Origin of the sequence: Pseudooceanicola nanhaiensis DSM 18065, from assembly GCF_000688295.1 — a bacterium.
Lineage (GTDB): Bacteria > Pseudomonadota > Alphaproteobacteria > Rhodobacterales > Rhodobacteraceae > Pseudooceanicola > Pseudooceanicola nanhaiensis.
Genome location: NZ_JHZF01000011.1, coordinates 257,584 through 272,833 on the forward strand (window position 1 = coordinate 257,584; position 15,250 = coordinate 272,833).

Annotated in this window: 16 protein-coding genes and 1 other RNA gene; 9 read left to right on the forward strand and 8 right to left on the reverse strand. The window is 70.2% G+C overall.

The window, feature by feature from the left end; genetic code table 11:
- The first annotated feature begins 169 nt into the window (after positions 1-169).
- From Q344_RS0102145 to Q344_RS0102155, 3 genes are all read left to right on the forward strand, one after another.
- Positions 170-1,078, forward strand: a complete 909-nt coding sequence (locus Q344_RS0102145) for an ABC transporter ATP-binding protein (protein WP_028285203.1) — start codon at positions 170-172, stop codon at positions 1,076-1,078.
- Between the two features lie 91 nt (positions 1,079-1,169).
- Entirely contained in the window at positions 1,170-1,640 is a 471-nt protein-coding gene (gene cynS / locus Q344_RS0102150; protein ID WP_036538197.1) for a cyanase, read from the forward strand.
- Positions 1,641-1,726: 86 nt separating this feature from the next.
- Positions 1,727-2,188, forward strand: a complete 462-nt coding sequence (locus Q344_RS0102155; RefSeq protein WP_028285205.1) for a nuclear transport factor 2 family protein — start codon at positions 1,727-1,729, stop codon at positions 2,186-2,188.
- Positions 2,189-2,203: 15 nt separating this feature from the next.
- Here Q344_RS0102155 and Q344_RS0102160 read toward each other — a convergent pair whose 3' ends face one another.
- From Q344_RS0102160 to Q344_RS22925, 4 genes are all read right to left on the reverse strand, one after another.
- A complete protein-coding gene (locus tag Q344_RS0102160) occupies positions 2,204-4,216 on the reverse strand; it encodes a capsular polysaccharide biosynthesis protein (protein ID WP_156954617.1) in 2,013 nt (670 codons plus the stop codon).
- Between the two features lies 1 nt (position 4,217).
- A complete protein-coding gene (locus Q344_RS0102165; protein WP_188781480.1) occupies positions 4,218-5,366 on the reverse strand; it encodes a polysaccharide biosynthesis/export family protein in 1,149 nt (382 codons plus the stop codon).
- A 93-nt stretch (positions 5,367-5,459) separates the two neighbouring features.
- Positions 5,460-6,752: a capsule biosynthesis protein gene (locus Q344_RS0102170; RefSeq protein WP_028285208.1), complete on the reverse strand. Its 1,293-nt coding sequence runs from the start codon at positions 6,750-6,752 to the stop codon at positions 5,460-5,462.
- An 81-nt stretch (positions 6,753-6,833) separates the two neighbouring features.
- Positions 6,834-7,583 carry a gamma-glutamylcyclotransferase gene (locus Q344_RS22925; RefSeq protein ID WP_051630203.1) on the reverse strand — a complete coding sequence of 250 codons (750 nt, stop codon included), beginning with the start codon at positions 7,581-7,583 and terminating at the stop codon, positions 6,834-6,836.
- Positions 7,584-7,813: 230 nt separating this feature from the next.
- Between Q344_RS22925 and Q344_RS0102180 the strand changes: the two genes are divergently transcribed.
- The 5 genes from Q344_RS0102180 to nusB all read left to right on the forward strand — a co-directional run bounded on the left by Q344_RS0102180 (position 7,814) and on the right by nusB (position 11,263).
- Positions 7,814-8,410, forward strand: a complete 597-nt coding sequence (locus tag Q344_RS0102180; protein WP_028285209.1) for a riboflavin synthase — start codon at positions 7,814-7,816, stop codon at positions 8,408-8,410.
- Positions 8,411-8,415: 5 nt separating this feature from the next.
- Positions 8,416-8,976, forward strand: a complete 561-nt coding sequence (locus Q344_RS0102185; RefSeq protein ID WP_036538199.1) for a hypothetical protein — start codon at positions 8,416-8,418, stop codon at positions 8,974-8,976.
- A 108-nt stretch (positions 8,977-9,084) separates the two neighbouring features.
- Complete coding sequence (gene ribB, locus Q344_RS0102190) at positions 9,085-10,221, forward strand: 3,4-dihydroxy-2-butanone-4-phosphate synthase (RefSeq protein WP_051630204.1); 1,137 nt, start codon at positions 9,085-9,087, stop codon at positions 10,219-10,221.
- The gene (locus tag Q344_RS22930) at positions 10,221-10,775 is read left to right on the forward strand and encodes a 6,7-dimethyl-8-ribityllumazine synthase (RefSeq protein ID WP_051630205.1); all 555 of its coding nucleotides are present in this window, start codon (positions 10,221-10,223) and stop codon (positions 10,773-10,775) included. The genes ribB and Q344_RS22930 overlap by 1 nt, the downstream gene beginning before the upstream one ends.
- A 5-nt stretch (positions 10,776-10,780) precedes the next feature.
- Positions 10,781-11,263, forward strand: a complete 483-nt coding sequence (gene nusB / locus Q344_RS0102200) for a transcription antitermination factor NusB (RefSeq protein WP_028285212.1) — start codon at positions 10,781-10,783, stop codon at positions 11,261-11,263.
- A gap of 2 nt (positions 11,264-11,265) precedes the next feature.
- On the opposite strand, the gene Q344_RS0102205 is transcribed toward nusB, so the two are convergent.
- On the reverse strand, positions 11,266-11,628 hold the full coding sequence (locus tag Q344_RS0102205) for a hypothetical protein (RefSeq protein ID WP_028285213.1): 363 nt from the start codon (positions 11,626-11,628) through the stop codon (positions 11,266-11,268).
- Positions 11,629-12,043: 415 nt separating this feature from the next.
- Here Q344_RS0102205 and Q344_RS0102210 point away from each other — a divergent pair, with 415 nt between their 5' ends.
- Entirely contained in the window at positions 12,044-12,358 is a 315-nt protein-coding gene (locus tag Q344_RS0102210; protein ID WP_028285214.1) for a hypothetical protein, read from the forward strand.
- A 225-nt stretch (positions 12,359-12,583) separates the two neighbouring features.
- Here the strand turns inward: Q344_RS0102210 and ssrS are convergent.
- The 3 genes from ssrS to Q344_RS0102225 all read right to left on the reverse strand — a co-directional run bounded on the left by ssrS (position 12,584) and on the right by Q344_RS0102225 (position 15,133).
- Positions 12,584-12,738: non-coding RNA, 6S RNA (ssrS, locus tag Q344_RS25350), on the reverse strand.
- A 306-nt stretch (positions 12,739-13,044) separates the two neighbouring features.
- Positions 13,045-13,821: a COG3904 family protein gene (locus Q344_RS0102220; RefSeq protein ID WP_028285215.1), complete on the reverse strand. Its 777-nt coding sequence runs from the start codon at positions 13,819-13,821 to the stop codon at positions 13,045-13,047.
- A gap of 4 nt (positions 13,822-13,825) precedes the next feature.
- Positions 13,826-15,133 (reverse strand): hypothetical protein, encoded by a 1,308-nt coding sequence (locus Q344_RS0102225; protein ID WP_028285216.1) that lies wholly within the window; start codon positions 15,131-15,133, stop codon positions 13,826-13,828.
- Between the last annotated feature and the right edge of the window lie 117 nt (positions 15,134-15,250).

The window sequence follows — 15,250 nt, forward strand, 5'->3', positions numbered from 1 at the left end:
GGGCGGCGCCGGCCCGCGGGGTGGCGCCAAAGCGCCGGTCGCCGTTGGCGCGCCATTGGTCCGAGCGCCAATGGCGACGGGGGGCGGGCCGGCGCTGCCCGGCGTGCCGCCGGGCGGGAGCCCATCCCGGAGCGCACGCCTCCATCACCCAGAATTCGAGGCATCCGACATGAGCAAACCCTTCCTGAGCGTCGAGAACCTGACCCAGTCCTTCCCGGACGGCAAGGGCGGCACGATGACCGTCTTCGAGAATGCCACCTTCGGCGTGGAGGAGGGCGAGTTCGTCTGCATCCTCGGCCATTCCGGCTGCGGCAAGTCGACGATCATGAACATCCTCGCCGGGCTGGCCGAGCCGACCTCGGGCGTCGTCAAGATGGACGGCTTCGAGGTCTCCGGCCCCTCGCTCGACCGCGGTGTCGTCTTCCAGAACTATTCGCTGCTGCCGTGGCTCTCGGCGCTCCGCAACGTGATGTTCGGCGTCAAGGCGCGCCATCCCGACTGGTCCAAGGCCAAGGTCGCGGAGCATTCGGAGACGTACCTTTCCATGGTGGGCCTCGACGGCGACGCGATCCATCGCAAGCCCGCGCAGCTCTCGGGCGGGATGCGCCAGCGGGTCTCCATCGCGCGGGCCTTTGCCAACCACCCGAAGCTTCTTCTGCTGGACGAACCCTTCGGCGCGCTCGACGCGCTGACCCGGGGCACGATCCAGGAGGAGCTTCTGAAGATCTGGGGCGGGACCAAGCAGACGGTCTTCATGATCACCCACGACATCGACGAGGCGATCCTGCTGGCCGACCGCATCCTCTTGATGACCAACGGCCCGCTCGCCCGCGTGGCGGAATCGGTCGAGATCACCATCGACCGGCCCCGCAGCCGGACCGGGATCGTCGAGCATCCGAACTACTATCCGATCCGCAACCACCTCGTGCACTTCCTCGGCCGCCGGTCGAAGGAACTGGCCGGTCAGCCCTCGAACGGGGCGCCGCAATCGCCCGAGACGGTGCGGATCGATTTCACCTCGCCCGGGCCGGACGATGCCGGGGACGAGAGCCTGCGGCTGCGTGCCGTGACCAACTGACCCCGCGGCCTCCCGCCGCTGTCCCAGACCCGCGGCGGGAGGCCGCGGGACCATGCCGTGCGGCCATGGCCGCGAACCCGAGGAAAGACCCATGAAAGACAATTACGAGGTGCCCAAGATGATGACCAAAGAGGACGTCACCATGATGATCCTGTCGGCCAAGAAACAGGCCGGCATGACCTGGGAGGAGATCGCGGAGAAGATCGGCATGTCGCCCGTCTGGACCCACTCGGCCTGCATGGGCATGAACGCGATGCCCGCGGAGAAGGCCGAGGCGCTGTCCCGCGTCATGTCGCTCCCGCAGGAGGCGGCGAGCGTTCTGGCCGAAAGCCCGACCAAGGTCTGGGAGCAGGCGGTGCCCACCGATCCCTGCATCTATCGCCTCTACGAGATCGTCGGCGTCTACGGCCCCACCATCAAGGCGCTGATCCACGAGAAGTTCGGCGACGGCATCATGTCGGCCATCGATTTCGACATGCAGATCACCCGGGTGCCGAACCCAAAGGGCGATCGCGTGAAGATCGAGATGTCGGGCAAGTATCTCGGCTACAACAGCTGGTAGGCGGGCAGGGCGCGCGTGCCCTGCCTCCCCCCCCTCCGGCCGGGGCGCTCTCGTCCCGGCCGGTCCCCCGATCCGAAGGCCCTGCCATGTCCCGCCCCCCGCTTCCCCCCTTCACCGAAGAGACCGCGCTCCGGAAGGTGCGCATGGCCGAGGACGCGTGGAACACGCGCGATCCGGACCGGGTGGTGCTGGCCTACACCCCGGACACCCGCTGGCGGAACCGCTCCGACTTCCTCGCGGGGCGCGACGAGGTTCACGCCTTCCTCACCCGCAAGTGGCAGCGCGAGCAGGAGTATCGCCTGATCAAGTCGCTCTGGGCCTTCACCGAGGACCGGATCGCCGTCCGTTTCGCCTATGAATGGCACGACGCAGAGGGGCGGTGGTTCCGGTCCCACGGCAACGAGAACTGGCGGTTCGACCCGGGCGGGCTGATGGCCGAGCGTCACGCCTCGATCAACGATGTCCCGATCCGCGAGGGGGAGCGGCTGTTCGCATGGCCCTCCGGCCCCAGGCCGGAGGAGGTCGCGCCGCCGCCGGGCCTGTTCTGAGGGAAGGGGCCGGCCTCAGCGCCAGAGATGCGCGCGCGAGGCCAGAAGGCCCTGCAGCTTCGACAGCAGCCGATTGGCGGCGCCGGGATGGGCGACGCGGCCGGTGGCGAGGCGGTCGATGGCCACTTCGACCGGGCAGGGGCGGCCCGAGACCGGGTCGCGGTAGCGCGGGTAATCGATCAGCGTGGCATGGACGAGACCGGCGAGATCGGGGCGCGCGCGGCGGCGGGGCGGTATCTCGCCGTGGTCGGTGGTCAGGCCCCAGCCCGCGTAGAACGGGGCGCCCGTGGTGTGGACCGGCGTGCCGCGCAGCAGCGCCTCGAACCCCAGCAGGGACGTCATCGTCCAGAGCGCCGCGACATGCGGCAGCAGCGCGATCGGGTCGGCCCGGGCCAGCACGGCATCGGCGAGGCCCTCGAGCGCGTCCTGCGGGATCGCGCCGGGACGCAGCCCCGCCTCGACGTCCGGATGCGGCTTGTAGAGGATCACCGCCCCGGGATTGGCCGCGCGGGCGGCCTGCAGGAGGCCCAGGTTGGTGTTCACCGCGCCCGCGCCGAGCCGGATGGAGGCGTCATCCTCGACCTGTCCGGCGACGAGGATCCGGCGGCCTTCGGGCAGCTCGGGCAGGTCGCCGCCCAGATTGTATTTCGACAGGCCCAGCGAGACGAGGCGCGCGATCAGCCGCTCGGCCCGGTCCTGCTGGTCCGGGCGCAGGGTGGCGCGTTCCGCGATCAGGCGTTCGAGGCGGCTTTCCCGGCCCGGGTCGTAGTAGATGCCGAGATCGTCGAGCACGAGCGACAGCGGCGGCACCAGCTCCGCGCCCAGCCCCCGGGACCGCAGGAAGCCGTCCTCGACCCGCACGACCTCTCCGATCTCGCCGGCGCGGTTGGCCCAGCACATCCGGCGGCGGGGCGGCGCGGGGCGGTCGGCGAAGCTGACGCCCGCGGGCCCGCCGAAGAAATCCCGCAGGACGGGGCGCTTCCAGAGCCGCATGCCCGACGCGACCCAGCCGTGCCGGTCCTCGCGCCAGGCGCGGGTCTCGGCGGCGAGCTGTTCGAGCGCATCCTCGAAGGTGCAGAGCCGGTCGCGCGCGGGATCGTACCAGAGCGGATAGTCGATCATCGCCCCCGCGAAGAGCTGGGCACGGGTGAGCGCCCGGTTCCGGCGCGGGAAGGGCAGGGGGTGGCGGTCGTCGGTGAGGCCCCATCCGGCATAGAAGGGGCGGCCGAAGACGACGGGGCGGTGGCCTGCGAGGATCGCCTCGAACCCCATCTGGGACGACACGACATAGACCGCGACGGCGCCCTCCATCAGCCTCCACGGAGAGACCGGATCGGTGCAGAGCGTGACGCGCTCATTGGCATCGGACGGGCCGAAATAGCCGGGGCGGAAGCCGCCCTGCGTCTCGGGGTGGGTCTTGATGACGATGCGGCCCGCCGGAAAATCCTCCTGCGCCCAGTAGAGCATCTCGCGGAAGGTGTTGCGGTCGGCCCCTCCGAACCGGACCGAGGCGTCGCCCTCGGTCTGGTCGATCACCAGCACGTAGCCGGGGTCCGGGACAGGCGCCTCCGGATCAAAGCCGGTGTATTTCGTCAGGTGCGCCTCTCGCATCCGGGCGATGCCGCCGCGGGCGCGGTCAAGGAGCGCGGTGTCGTCGAAGGGCGCGGTGGCAAGCAGGGTTTCGAGTTCGGTGGCCGCGTCGCCCTCGAAATGTGCGCCGCCGCGATCGGCCACCAGCCCGATCGGCGGGTCTCCGGCGCGGCCCGGGCGGAGCGAGCGGAGGAAGGCGTCCTCCACCCTCAGCAGCCCCGCGCCGCTGCGCGCGGCCATTGCCTCTCCGCGGGCGGCACGGGGGGACCGGCCCCAGACCGCGATCAGGTCCTCGGGCGCGGGTCGGCCGAGCCGCAGGTCATGGCCCGCGAGCCCGAGGATCCGCCGGATGCGCCGTTCCCGCAGGAAGCCCGCGCTGAAATAGCGAAGCCGCCGGGGGGGTGCCCCGGCGGCCGTGTCATCGCGCCGCTCCGGCACGTCAGAGATCGGACAGGTTGGTCCCGGCGTCGCTGATCGTGTTGACCGCCGAGAGCGAGCCGGTCAGTGCCGAGATCGTCTTGTTCCACTGGGTGAAGGGCGCCTCGGTCACGTAGAGCGTGTCGCCGTCGCGGATCACGAAATCCCGAGCCATGAACATGCCGTTCGGCTTGGTGAGGTCGAGCACGTAGACCATCCGCTGCGCCCCGACGAGGTCGTTGCGGCCCAGCACCGTGTTCGCGATCTCGGCCGGCTCGTTGCGGAAGACGAAGACGCCGGTCGGGTCCGAGGAATTCGCCCGCAGGCCGCCGACCTGCGCGATGGCTTCCAGCCCCGACAGGGTCTGGGTCTCGAACGGGACCCGGCTCTGCGAGCCGGTGGCGCCGAGCGCGGTGAAGGAGCGGGTGTCCTCCTCGACGAGGATCCGGTCGCCGCCGCGCAGCGCGATGTCGTATTGCGGGTTGGAATAGAGGTCCTGGAACCAGATCGTCGACCTGTGCCCGCCGCGCAGCACCGTGATCTTGGCGATCTCGGGCGAGACGGTGACACCGCCGGCGCGCGCGATCATGGCCGACAGCGTGCGGGTCGGGCGCTCGATCGCATAGACTCCCTGGCCGCCGACGGCGCCGACAAGCGAGACGGTCGAGCCGTCGCCGGCCACGCGCCGCACCTCGACCTGCGGGTCTGGCGTCTGGTCCTTGAGCTTTTCGGTGATGATGCGGCGGACGGCCTCGGGCGTGTTGCCCGCCGCGCGGACCCGGCCTGCGTAGGGGACGAAGATGAAGCCCGACCCGTCGACCTGCACCTCCTGCAGGACGGTCGCGTTGCTGGTCTCGCCCGCCAGAAGCCCGTCGTCGACGTTTTCCCAGATCGTCAGGCCCAGCGTGTCGCCCGGGTTGATCGTGTCCGACCCGAGCGTGCCGGCATTGATGAAGCCCTGGCTGAAGCCGAGCGCGGGGACGAGCGCGGTGGCGCGCGTCACCCGGTCGTTGACCGAGACCACGAAGGCGTCGCCCTCGCGCTGGACCGAGCCTGCGAAGATCTCGCTCTTGTTGGGACCGACGCGCGGCAGAAGCCCGCAACCCGCCGTGCTTGCGATCACGGCGAAAAGGGCGATGGATCTCGCCCAGCGTTTTGTCAGGTTAAGCACTGCCCGGTCTCCTCGACCTGTTTTTTTGCCTCAGCTTTTTCGGCCAAGGTATCGGGATACGGGCGTTAATGCCAGTCCGGGGGTGGCGGCGCGTCAGGTGATGGCGCGCAACTGTTGCCGCGGGGCCGCGGTGCCGGATTTCAGCGCGTCATAGGGATCCTCGTCCGACAGCATCATGTCGACCACCAGCCTGAGCAGCTGCCGCCGCCCGCGCGAGGAATAGAAACCGCCCGCAACCTGGCTGGTTTCCAGCAGATAACGCCGGTAATCCTGATAGGCGCGGCGGTCCGGACGGGCGGCGCCGGCGAAGAACTCGGGCAGCGGCTGGTCCGAGACGAACTCGGGCTTGGCATAGACCGCGCGGCCGAAGACCTTGAGCGGGATCCCGCGGAAGAGCACCTGCTGCGCGGCGGTCGAGTTCACCGTCACGGCGGTCCGCGCGTCGTCGAGCAGCTGCGCCAGCTTGCCGCCCCGCACGTAATGCACCCGCCCCTCCAGCCCGTGCATCCGGGCCAGGCGCCGGATCTCGCGCCGGATCGGCACGCGCCCGTCCTCCAGCGGATGCGCCTTGATGACGAGGTGATGGTGCATCGGCGCGCCGCGCGCGAAGCCCGTCATCACCAGCTCGAGGAATTCGGTCATCGAGCCGAAGGGCGAATGCTTCCGGAACGAGCTGTCATGTTCGAGCTGCAGCAGCGCGAGGTGATAGGGAAAGCCGCCGCGCCGGATCCGCAGGCTCGCGATGCGGCGGTCGATCGCCTGGAACGGCATCAGCAGGAGACGGCGCAGGTAGAGCTGGAATTCCTTGGTCACCGGCAGGTCGCGGTGCGGGCGGAAATTGCGGTAACCGCCGTTCCGCAGCATCACGAACCAGTGGTAGAGCGCGCCGTAGAAGATGTGCTGGCGCATGTCGCCCCAGCGGGCGGGGGGCAGGGGCGTGTCCATGTCCGAATTCTCGAGCGCGTGGCGCATCTCGGGCACCGACATGGACATCAGACGCGAATTGCCGTTCGAGCCGCCGCGCTCGTAGGTCACCCAGTAGGGCCGCATGTAGCCCTCCTCGAAGACATGCACGCGCAGGCCGGTGGCCCTGGCGCGGGTCACCGCCTCGGCATGGATCGCGCGGGTGTCGCCGTAGAGCACGATGTCGGTCACGCGTTTCCGCGCCACGAGGTCCGAGAAGGTCTCGGGCCAGTCCTCGACCCGGCCGCGGTATGGGATGAAGCTCGCCCGGTCGGACCAGAAGAACTGGTCGCCCGCGTTGAAGCCCACGCGCCACACCTCGGCCCCCGCAAGACGCAGCATGCGGCCCAGCCGGTTGAAATACGGCCCGTGGGGTCCCTGCAGGAACAGGAAGACCCGGTTCTTTCCGGTGATCGCGGTCATGCGTTACCCTACCCGAGTTCAAAGTCCTACGCGTAATCGGGTCGGTTGATAACCACGCGTATTGGCAAAAGTGAGGCCGCCTCAGGGCGATTGTTGCCCGGATGTGTCCGCGCGGTAGCGATCGACCTCGGCCATGAGCGCGCTGAGCTCGGGATCCTCGATCCGCAGCGCCGTGAAATGGTCGAGCATGTTCTTGAGGTAATCGTAGCTCGTGCCCCGGAGGCCCTCTCCGGTGGCGGCGGCGCGGACGATCTCGGCGCGCGTCAGGTCGAGCCGGATCATCTCGGCCGTGGGGTCGGCCACGAAGCCCAGCACCTCGATCTCGCCCGCCGCGGTGCGGGCGGGCAGGAAGGCGGGGATGTAGCAATGCGAGATCATCTCGCGCCGCCAGAGGATCTCGGTCTCCCGGTCGACCGTCCCGGCGGGGATGCGGAAGGCCACGCCCTCGCAGCTGCCGCCCGGGACGAGCCCCGCCATCACGCCGGGCGCGCCGGGGCTGCCGCGCGCACCGAAGGTGTCGTAGAGCACCATGCCCCGGCTGTGCCCGATCACCGTCGCGCGCCGCACCTCGTCAAACAGCAGCGCCGGATCCCACATCAGCGAGCCATAGGCGAAGACCCAGAGGTCGCGGTCCATCCGCCCCGCGAGCGCCGCATGCCGGTTCGCCTCGCGCGTGGCATCCGTATAGCGCCAGTCGGCGGGCCGCCCCATCTCGCGCATCCGCGCGTCCACGTCCTCGGGCATGAAGTCGCGGAAGAACGAGGTCTCGGGGTCCTGGATCATCCCGGCAAGGCCGGGATGGTGGCGGAAGGCGTCGGGGGGAAGGGGCATGGTCACCTGCGGCGGAGTCGGAAGGGCAGGTTGGCGGGTCGCGCGGGGAAAGGAAAGGTGTGATGGGCCGGCGCATGTCCGGCTTGCGCCTCTGGAAACGGCGGATGGCGCATGCAGGCGCGCACCCGGTGGAAGTGGGCGGCCGGGGAGGGGGAGATTGACGCCGCTCCCTTGCCACGCCCGCGCCGCCCGTTTACCTCGGTCCCGAGACCCCAAGGAGCCCGCGTCCCATGTTCACAGGCATCGTCACCGATATCGGCACCATCCGCGAGGTGGAGAAACGCGGCGATCTGCGCGCCCGCATCGCCACCAGCTACGACACCGACGGGATCGAGATCGGCGCCTCGATCGCCTGCGACGGTGTCTGCCTGACCGTCATCGAGACCGGGCCCGACTGGTTCGACGTGGAGATCAGCGCCGAGACCGTCGAGAAGACGACCGTGGGCCACAACGGCTGGCCCGAGGGGCACCGGATCAACCTCGAACGCGCGCTGAAGGTGGGCGACGAGCTGGGCGGGCACATCGTCTCGGGCCACGTCGACGGCGTGGCCGAGGTGATCTCGATGGTGGACGAGGGCGACAGCACCCGGCTGACCTTCCGCGCGCCGCAGGCGCTCGCGAAGTTCATCGCGCCGAAGGGCTCGGTCGCGCTGAACGGCACCTCGCTGACGGTCAACGACGTCTCCGGGGCCGAGTTCGGCGTGAACCTGATCCCGCACACCAAGACGGTGACCACCTGGGGCGACGTGAAGCAGGGCGACGCGGTGAACCTCGAGGTCGACACGATGGCCCGCTACGTCGCCCGCCTGCGCGAGGTCGAAGGCTGAACGCCATGGCCGATCCGCTGCCCGGCATCGGCCACAACAACGGCCCCAGCATGGACGAGGGCCGCGCCTGGCGGGTGCATGCCTGGACCCGCGCGAAGGCGCAGGCGCAGGAGAAACTGCCGGTGGAGATCGTGCGCCTGCGCCTGCGCCGCGCGGCCGAGCTGGGCATGTCCTACCGCGCCTATGCCGCGATCCGCGCCAGCGCGGGCCGGGATCCGGCGGCGCTGGTCTTCTCGTCCAACGCGCTCGGCCTGCATGTCGGTTCCAGCCTCCGCCCCGAGGTCCACGACCGGATCGCCGGTCTGCGTGCCTGCCTGCGGATCGGCCTGCTGACCGCGCCGCTCGATCCGGTGGCGCTGACGGAGGCGCTGCCGCTCGACCGGCTCTACCGCGCGCCCGGCCCCCATGCCCGCTGGCCCGTCCTGCGCGAGACGATGGCGCGGGTGCAGGAGGGCCGGCCCGCCGCCGCCTTCGTGCTCGTCGGCGCGGCCCCCGGAGAGGCCGAATGGGCCGCGGCCGGCAAGCTCGGCGCCTACCTGCCCGCCGAGGCCTATTTCACCGCCTGATGGCCTGCACCCGCGCACAGGCTCTCCGCCACGTGAATTCGCCGCGTAAGACTGGCAAATCTTCGCCCGTTGGATTATCTCGCCCCCAGCATTGACGAGGAGTGTCCCATGCCGGAATCCGCCACCTATGAAACTCCGGGCCCCGTCGAGGAGAACTGGCGCGACGCGATCTCCTCGGTCGAGGAGATCATCGACGACGCGCGCAACGGGCGCATGTTCATCCTGGTCGACCACGAGGACCGCGAGAACGAGGGCGACCTCGTCATCCCGGCGCAGATGTGCACGCCCGACGCGATCAACTTCATGGCCAAGCACGGCCGCGGGCTGATCTGCCTCTCGATGACCGGCGAACGTGTCGACCAGCTGGGCCTGCCGCTGATGGCCTCGCAGAACTCCTCGCGTCACGAGACCGCCTTCACCGTCTCGATCGAGGCGCGCGAGGGCGTCTCCACCGGCATCTCCGCCCATGACCGCGCCCATACCGTCGCCGTCGCCATCGACGCCGCCAAGGGCGCGCAGGACATCGCGACGCCGGGCCACGTCTTCCCGCTCCGCGCCCGCGAGGGCGGCGTGCTGGTGCGCGCGGGCCATACCGAGGCGGCCGTCGACATCTCGCGGCTGGCCGGGCTGAACCCGTCGGGCGTGATCTGCGAGATCATGAACGAGGACGGCACCATGTCCCGGCTGCCCGAGCTCGTCGCCTTCGCGCAGCGGCACGGGATCAAGATCGGCACGATCTCGGACCTGATCGCCTACCGCCGCCGGCACGACAACCTCGTCCGGGTGCGCAGCGAAAGCACCGTCACCTCGGAATTCGGCGGCGAGTGGACGCTGCGGATCTACACCGACTCGACGCAGGGCGCGGAGCACATCGCGCTCATCAAGGGCGAGGTCGAGGGCGACGACCCGGTGCTGGTGCGGATGCACGCGCTTGATCCGCTCAAGGATGTCGCGGGGCTGGGCGGGCCCGGCCGGGCGCATGAATTCGCGGATGCGATGAACGTCATCGCGCGCGAGGGCCGCGGCGTCGTCGTGCTGCTGCGCGACACGCACATGCGTCTCGCCACCGGGGGCGAGGTCAGCCCGCAGGTGCTCAAGCAATACGGTCTCGGGGCGCAGATCCTGTCGTCCCTCGGCATCCACAAGATGGAGCTGCTGACCAATTCGCCCAAGCCCGCGGTCGTTGGGCTCGAGGCCTACGGGCTGGAAATCACCGGCACCCGCCGGATCGAGGGAGACGCCTGATGGCCGGTTCGGAAACCCACTACACCCTGCCGCGCGGCAGCTTCGAGCGGCCCGCCAAGGTGCTGATCGTCGTCGCGCCCTACTACAAGGACATCGCCGACGAGCTGATCGCCGGCGCCCGCGCCGAGATCGAGGCCTGGGGCGCCACGCACGAGCTGATCGAGGTGCCCGGCGCGCTCGAGGTCCCGACGGCCATCGGCATGGCGGCGCGGATGTCGAATTTCGACGCCTTCGTCGCGCTCGGCTGCGTGATCCGCGGCGAGACCACCCATTACGAGACCGTCTGCAACGACAGCTCGCGCGGGCTGATCCTGCTGGGCCTGTCGGGCCACGCGGTCGGCAACGGCATCCTCACGGTCGAGACCCGCGAGCAGGCGCTGGCCCGGGCCCGCGTGGCCGAACAGAACAAGGGCGGCGGTGCCGCCGCGGCGGCCTTGCATCTGCTCGCGCTTTCGCGCAAATGGGGCGCTCCGCGCGCCGGGGTGGGATTCCGCCCCTCCGAACCCATGGGGGAGGACACGGTGATCGCCTCTCTCGACGAGCTCAGGACCTGACGACCATGACCGGTGAAGCCCCTGCCGTTTCCGGCAACCAGAAGCGCAAGATGCGCAGCGCCGCGCGGCTTTACGCCGTGCAGGCGCTGTTCCAGATGGAGGCCGCGGGGCAGACGGTCGACAAGGTGATCGTGGAATTCGAAGACCACCGCTTCGGCGCGGTCTACGAGGGCGACGAGATGCAGGAGGGCGACACGTCGCACTTCCGCAAGGTGATGCGCGACGCGGTCAGCTGGCAGGCGAAGATCGACCAGATGACCGACCGCGCGCTGGTGGCGAAATGGCCGATCGCGCGGATCGACCCGACGCTCCGGGCGCTCTTCCGCGCCGCGGGTGCCGAGTTTGTCGAGGGCGATGCCCCGCCGCGCGTGGTGATCGTGGAATACGTCGACATCGCCAAGGCCTTCTTCCCGGACGGGAAGGAACCCAAGTTCGTCAACGCCGTGCTCGATCACATGGCCCGCGAGGCCCGGCCCGAGGCGTTCTGACCTCACCGCAGCGTCGCGCGCTCCGGCGTACCGCGGCCGCGCTCCGGCACCACGATCATCCGGCTGCCGTCCACCCAGATCTCGTGGCAGTAGGTCCGGGACCGGTCGCCGTCCTTCACCACGTTGAAGCAGTACCACGGTCCGCTCCAGGTCCAGGCCCCGGTGACCGGCGTGCCGTCTGCCAGCGTGCCTGCGAAGGTCCAGTCCCGCCCGATCCGCAGCGCCGCGCCGGCGGTCACGACCGTCCGGCCCGCCACGCGCTCCATGTAGTCACGCTCGCTGCGCACCTGGCGGAATTCGCCGGGCGCAGGGGTGGCGGAAACGGCCACGGCAATCGCAACTGTCACCAGGCTTGCGGATCGCATGGGACCCTCCGCAAATCGAGGACAATCTGGAGGCCGAGCCTATCACGGTTTCGTCGGATGCGACGATCCCCGGGCCGGTCGCGGCGGCGCGCGTTGCGAAAATGCCCCAAGGGCAGGAGCGGCTCGGGCCCGCGCCACTGTTGCCACGGCGGACCCCGTGCAGCGGCTGTCGGCGGCCAGCGTCAGAGGGATCCTCCGGCGGTGTGCCGGGATCCGGAATTGACCTGTTCTTAAGGCTCTTCACCGATCCTGCGACTGCATCCGGATGCGCCGGAGATCGCCAGGTCCATGAAGATGCCGGTCGGCGGATCGCCGCCCGCGGGGGGGCGTCGCCGGGGGGCGCGACACCGGGTCCACTGGTCATCTGCCAGGATCGGCATATCCTGTCATCCGACACACGGCAAAGGAGGGCCCCATGCCCAAGCTCGTCCGTCTCTACATCAACAGCGTCGCCATCGGATTCGCGGTGGCTGCCCTCTTCGCGGCAGCCCTCGTCGGTTTCGACGTCGGCGGTCTCGGCCATCTCGTGCAGGGGGAAAGCGGCTTGCTCGCGCTCTTCCTGCTGTGGTTCTTCAACGGGATCGTCTTCTCGGGCGCGCAGTTCGCCTTCGCCATCATGAGCATGGCCGAACGTCCCGAGCCGCCCCGCCGCGGCCGCGCCATCCGTATCACCGGAGAGCGGGCCCGCATCCGCGTCGCGGCAAAGGCGCCGACCACCCGCCGCCGCTGACGGCCGCGGACGGAAGCCCGGAGACCGCGGCCCCGGCTGCGGGTCCGGCTCCCGTAGCTGTGGATCATCCCGGGCGACCGCGGCGCGGATTCGTTTTGAGAGCCTGCCGTACGCGCAGCCTGCGTCGCACCGGCGTCAGAGCGTGTGTGCGAAATCCCACCCCACGCACGTCGCGTGCCCGGATCCGTTCCGGACACGGCCAAGCCTGAGCTGGGAAGGGAAAGCGGCGGAACCACCACAACCGTTGGTTAGTGCATTCCCGAGGACCTGTATATACAGGTGGGCGCCAGGTAACCGGACCAGGGCCCGGACAGAGCCAGCTCCCTCGGATTTGCTTAAGGCCACCGGAATGTAACCGTACACGGGAAGGGCAGAACCGCCTGAAGCCCATCTAGGCGCGGCCGGGGGGCTCGGCAAGGGGGGATCGGCCCGGAATTCGCCAGGCTCGGCCGGGCAGCGATCCTCCGCCCGGGGCCGGATGGGGCAGGGACCCGCCGAAGAAGACCTCGACCGCCTGCACCCGGCCCGCCGCCACGGGGAAGACCTCGGTGTCGGGGAACCGCCCGCCGTCCGATGCGACAGCTTCGCAGATCACGCAGACGCCTTGCCGATAAGCGCCTCCGCGGCGTCGCGGTCCCCGGACGCCACGGCGGCAAGGACGCGGGCGACGGTATCGCGCGGGTCGGTCATGCGGCGTCCTCGGCGGCGGTGACCAGCCGGAACTTGGTCAGCTCCTCGGGCAGGAGAAGGTAGATCTCGTCCGGCGGGGTCGCGAGGCCCGGGGCCATCATCATCGGATCGACGCCCATCTCGTCGAGATAGCGCATCACCGCGCCCTGGCCGCGCTGGATGTCCGAGACGGCGGTGAAGGCGGGCAGGAGGGTGTTCTCGCCGAAATAGTGCTGGTGCACGCCGATGCGGGCCCCCGCCTCCGCGCGCCGTTCCACGCCGCCCGCGAAGAGATAGGGGCAGGCCGAGAGGCAGATGTCGGTTCCGCGCATCCGCGTGTCGAGCCCGGTGTCCCTGAGCGCCCGCCCGAGCTCCAGCGCGTCCGAGACCGAGCCGCCGGGCGAGTTCAGGATCACCTCGGGCAGACGCCCCTCCCATGTGCCGATCCGCTCGGTGAGCAGCTTCTTCAGCCGCGCCCCGTCGCCCGGCGCGATCGTCCCGGTGAGCAGCAGCGCGCCGCCCTCGGTCTCGAGCGTCAGGCGGTCCGGCATCGGGCCCGAAGGCCGCGTGTCGGGTCCTCCGGGCGCGGGGCGGGTGGCCGGGAAGCTGCCGGGGTCATAGGTGCGGGTCTGGTCGCCCGGCCGCGCCGGCTGGTCGAAATCGGGCACCGCCGGCCCCCGCGACGGCAGCGAGAAGTCGCGCCCGAGATCGCCGAAGACCAGCAGCCCGGCGAGGCCCAGCTGGAAGACGAGTATCGCGGTCAGCGCGCGGCGGGTGGTCGGGGTGGCACGCACCGGATCACGCCTTCCGCGCCGGGGTGGGAACCTCGTGGACCCGCGGGACCTCGTCCGGGGTCGCCGCCGGGGCCGGCGGGCCCTGACGCGCGGGCGGTTCGGGCGGATCGAGCGTCATGTCCACGGCTCGGGCGGCCTGCAGCGCGGCGCGCATCTCGGCCACGGTCATCCGGTCCTCGATCGGCGTGCCCTCCTTCGAGGCGCGGATCGCGCCCTGCGTGACGGCGAGGATCAGGACCAGGACGGCCGGAAGAAGGTCGATCGCGATGGCCCCGGCCCAGGAGGGAATGAAATTCCGGGCGTAGAGGATCACCGCGTCGGCGGCGGAGACGGGGGTGTAGGTCGTCTCGGCCGGGGGCGGCATGGCGATCACCTCGGAGGCCGCGCGGTCGAGCGTCTCCGCGCGCTGCTGAAGCACCTGCAGCACCGAGTCGATGGTCGCGCCCTGCGCCACGCGGTTGTCCTCGGTCGCGCCGTCGAGTTCGGGCAGGACGACGGAGGCCGAGAGATCCTGCGCCGCCCGCTGGACGAGGGGCGCGACGGACAGCTGACGGAGCTGGGTGATGATCCCGGCGAGCCGCACGGCGAGCTCCGAGAACTCGACCGAACGGCCCTCGACCGGGCCGGGCTCCACCGTCAGGGCCCGCATCCGCGACAAAAGCTCGTTGCCCGTCGTGAAGGCTGCCTCGACCTGTTCCGACTGCGCCGCGATCTGCTGTTCGAGCGCCGAGAGCTCGGCCGCCTTCTGGCGCAGGACCCGGAACACCGCCCCGCGGCCCGCAAGGCCCGAAAGCGCGCCCGCGGCTTCCTGCTCCGAGAGATCCTCGAAGCTCTGCCGGGTGCGGGCGACGTCGCGCTCCAGCGCCTGCGCGGTGATGGCGATCTCGTGCGAGCGTTCGAGCGAGCCCTGGTAGTCCTGCACCGTCTCGGCCATGTGCTGTTCGACCGCCGCCGCGCCCGCCAGCGCCGCCGCGTTCAGCCAGGACGACATGGCGACGATGGCCAGACAGCCGAGCCCCATGGCCCCGAAGAGCCCGAAGCGCGCCCGGGTCGTGCGCATCGCGGGCAGCAGCCGCATCATGTAGGACCAGAAGACGAAGATGCCGACCGAAACGGCGGTGGAATAGGCGATGGCCGCGAAGCTCTGCATCGCGCCGTCGCCGTCGAGCAGCGTCGAGACCCCCAGATAGGTGTAGATGCCCGAGGCCACGGCCAGGACCCCGAGCGCGGTGCCGGTGAAGGTGTCGAGATGGCCGAGGTGCCCCTCGAGCTCGCGCGCCTCGTTGGCGCGGCTGTTGGTCCGGTCAGTCATCTGGCCCCCCGCCGTGTGAACAAGCACTTAACATAGGGCGGCGAGGCGGCTTTGGCCAAATCACGGTGCCGCGGGTTGCGTTTGTTCACCTAATGTTCGATATTTCCGGTGATGACG

What these genes read in the sequence shown, in the direction of transcription:
- nusB (WP_028285212.1), top strand. Translation starts at nt 10,781, where the DNA reads ATGACCGGTGAAGCCCCTGCCGTTTCCGGCAACCAGAAGCGCAAGATG.
- Q344_RS0102170 (WP_028285208.1), bottom strand. Translation starts at nt 6,752, where the DNA reads ATGACCGCGATCACCGGAAAGAACCGGGTCTTCCTGTTCCTGCAGGGA.
- cynS (WP_036538197.1), top strand. Translation starts at nt 1,170, where the DNA reads ATGAAAGACAATTACGAGGTGCCCAAGATGATGACCAAAGAGGACGTC.
- ribB (WP_051630204.1), top strand. Translation starts at nt 9,085, where the DNA reads ATGCCGGAATCCGCCACCTATGAAACTCCGGGCCCCGTCGAGGAGAAC.
- Q344_RS0102145 (WP_028285203.1), top strand. Translation starts at nt 170, where the DNA reads ATGAGCAAACCCTTCCTGAGCGTCGAGAACCTGACCCAGTCCTTCCCG.
- Q344_RS0102155 (WP_028285205.1), top strand. Translation starts at nt 1,727, where the DNA reads ATGTCCCGCCCCCCGCTTCCCCCCTTCACCGAAGAGACCGCGCTCCGG.
- Q344_RS22925 (WP_051630203.1), bottom strand. Translation starts at nt 7,583, where the DNA reads ATGCCCCTTCCCCCCGACGCCTTCCGCCACCATCCCGGCCTTGCCGGG.
- Q344_RS0102180 (WP_028285209.1), top strand. Translation starts at nt 7,814, where the DNA reads ATGTTCACAGGCATCGTCACCGATATCGGCACCATCCGCGAGGTGGAG.
- Q344_RS0102210 (WP_028285214.1), top strand. Translation starts at nt 12,044, where the DNA reads ATGCCCAAGCTCGTCCGTCTCTACATCAACAGCGTCGCCATCGGATTC.
- Q344_RS0102205 (WP_028285213.1), bottom strand. Translation starts at nt 11,628, where the DNA reads ATGCGATCCGCAAGCCTGGTGACAGTTGCGATTGCCGTGGCCGTTTCC.
- Q344_RS0102225 (WP_028285216.1), bottom strand. Translation starts at nt 15,133, where the DNA reads ATGACTGACCGGACCAACAGCCGCGCCAACGAGGCGCGCGAGCTCGAG.
- Q344_RS22930 (WP_051630205.1), top strand. Translation starts at nt 10,221, where the DNA reads ATGGCCGGTTCGGAAACCCACTACACCCTGCCGCGCGGCAGCTTCGAG.
- Q344_RS0102185 (WP_036538199.1), top strand. Translation starts at nt 8,416, where the DNA reads ATGGCCGATCCGCTGCCCGGCATCGGCCACAACAACGGCCCCAGCATG.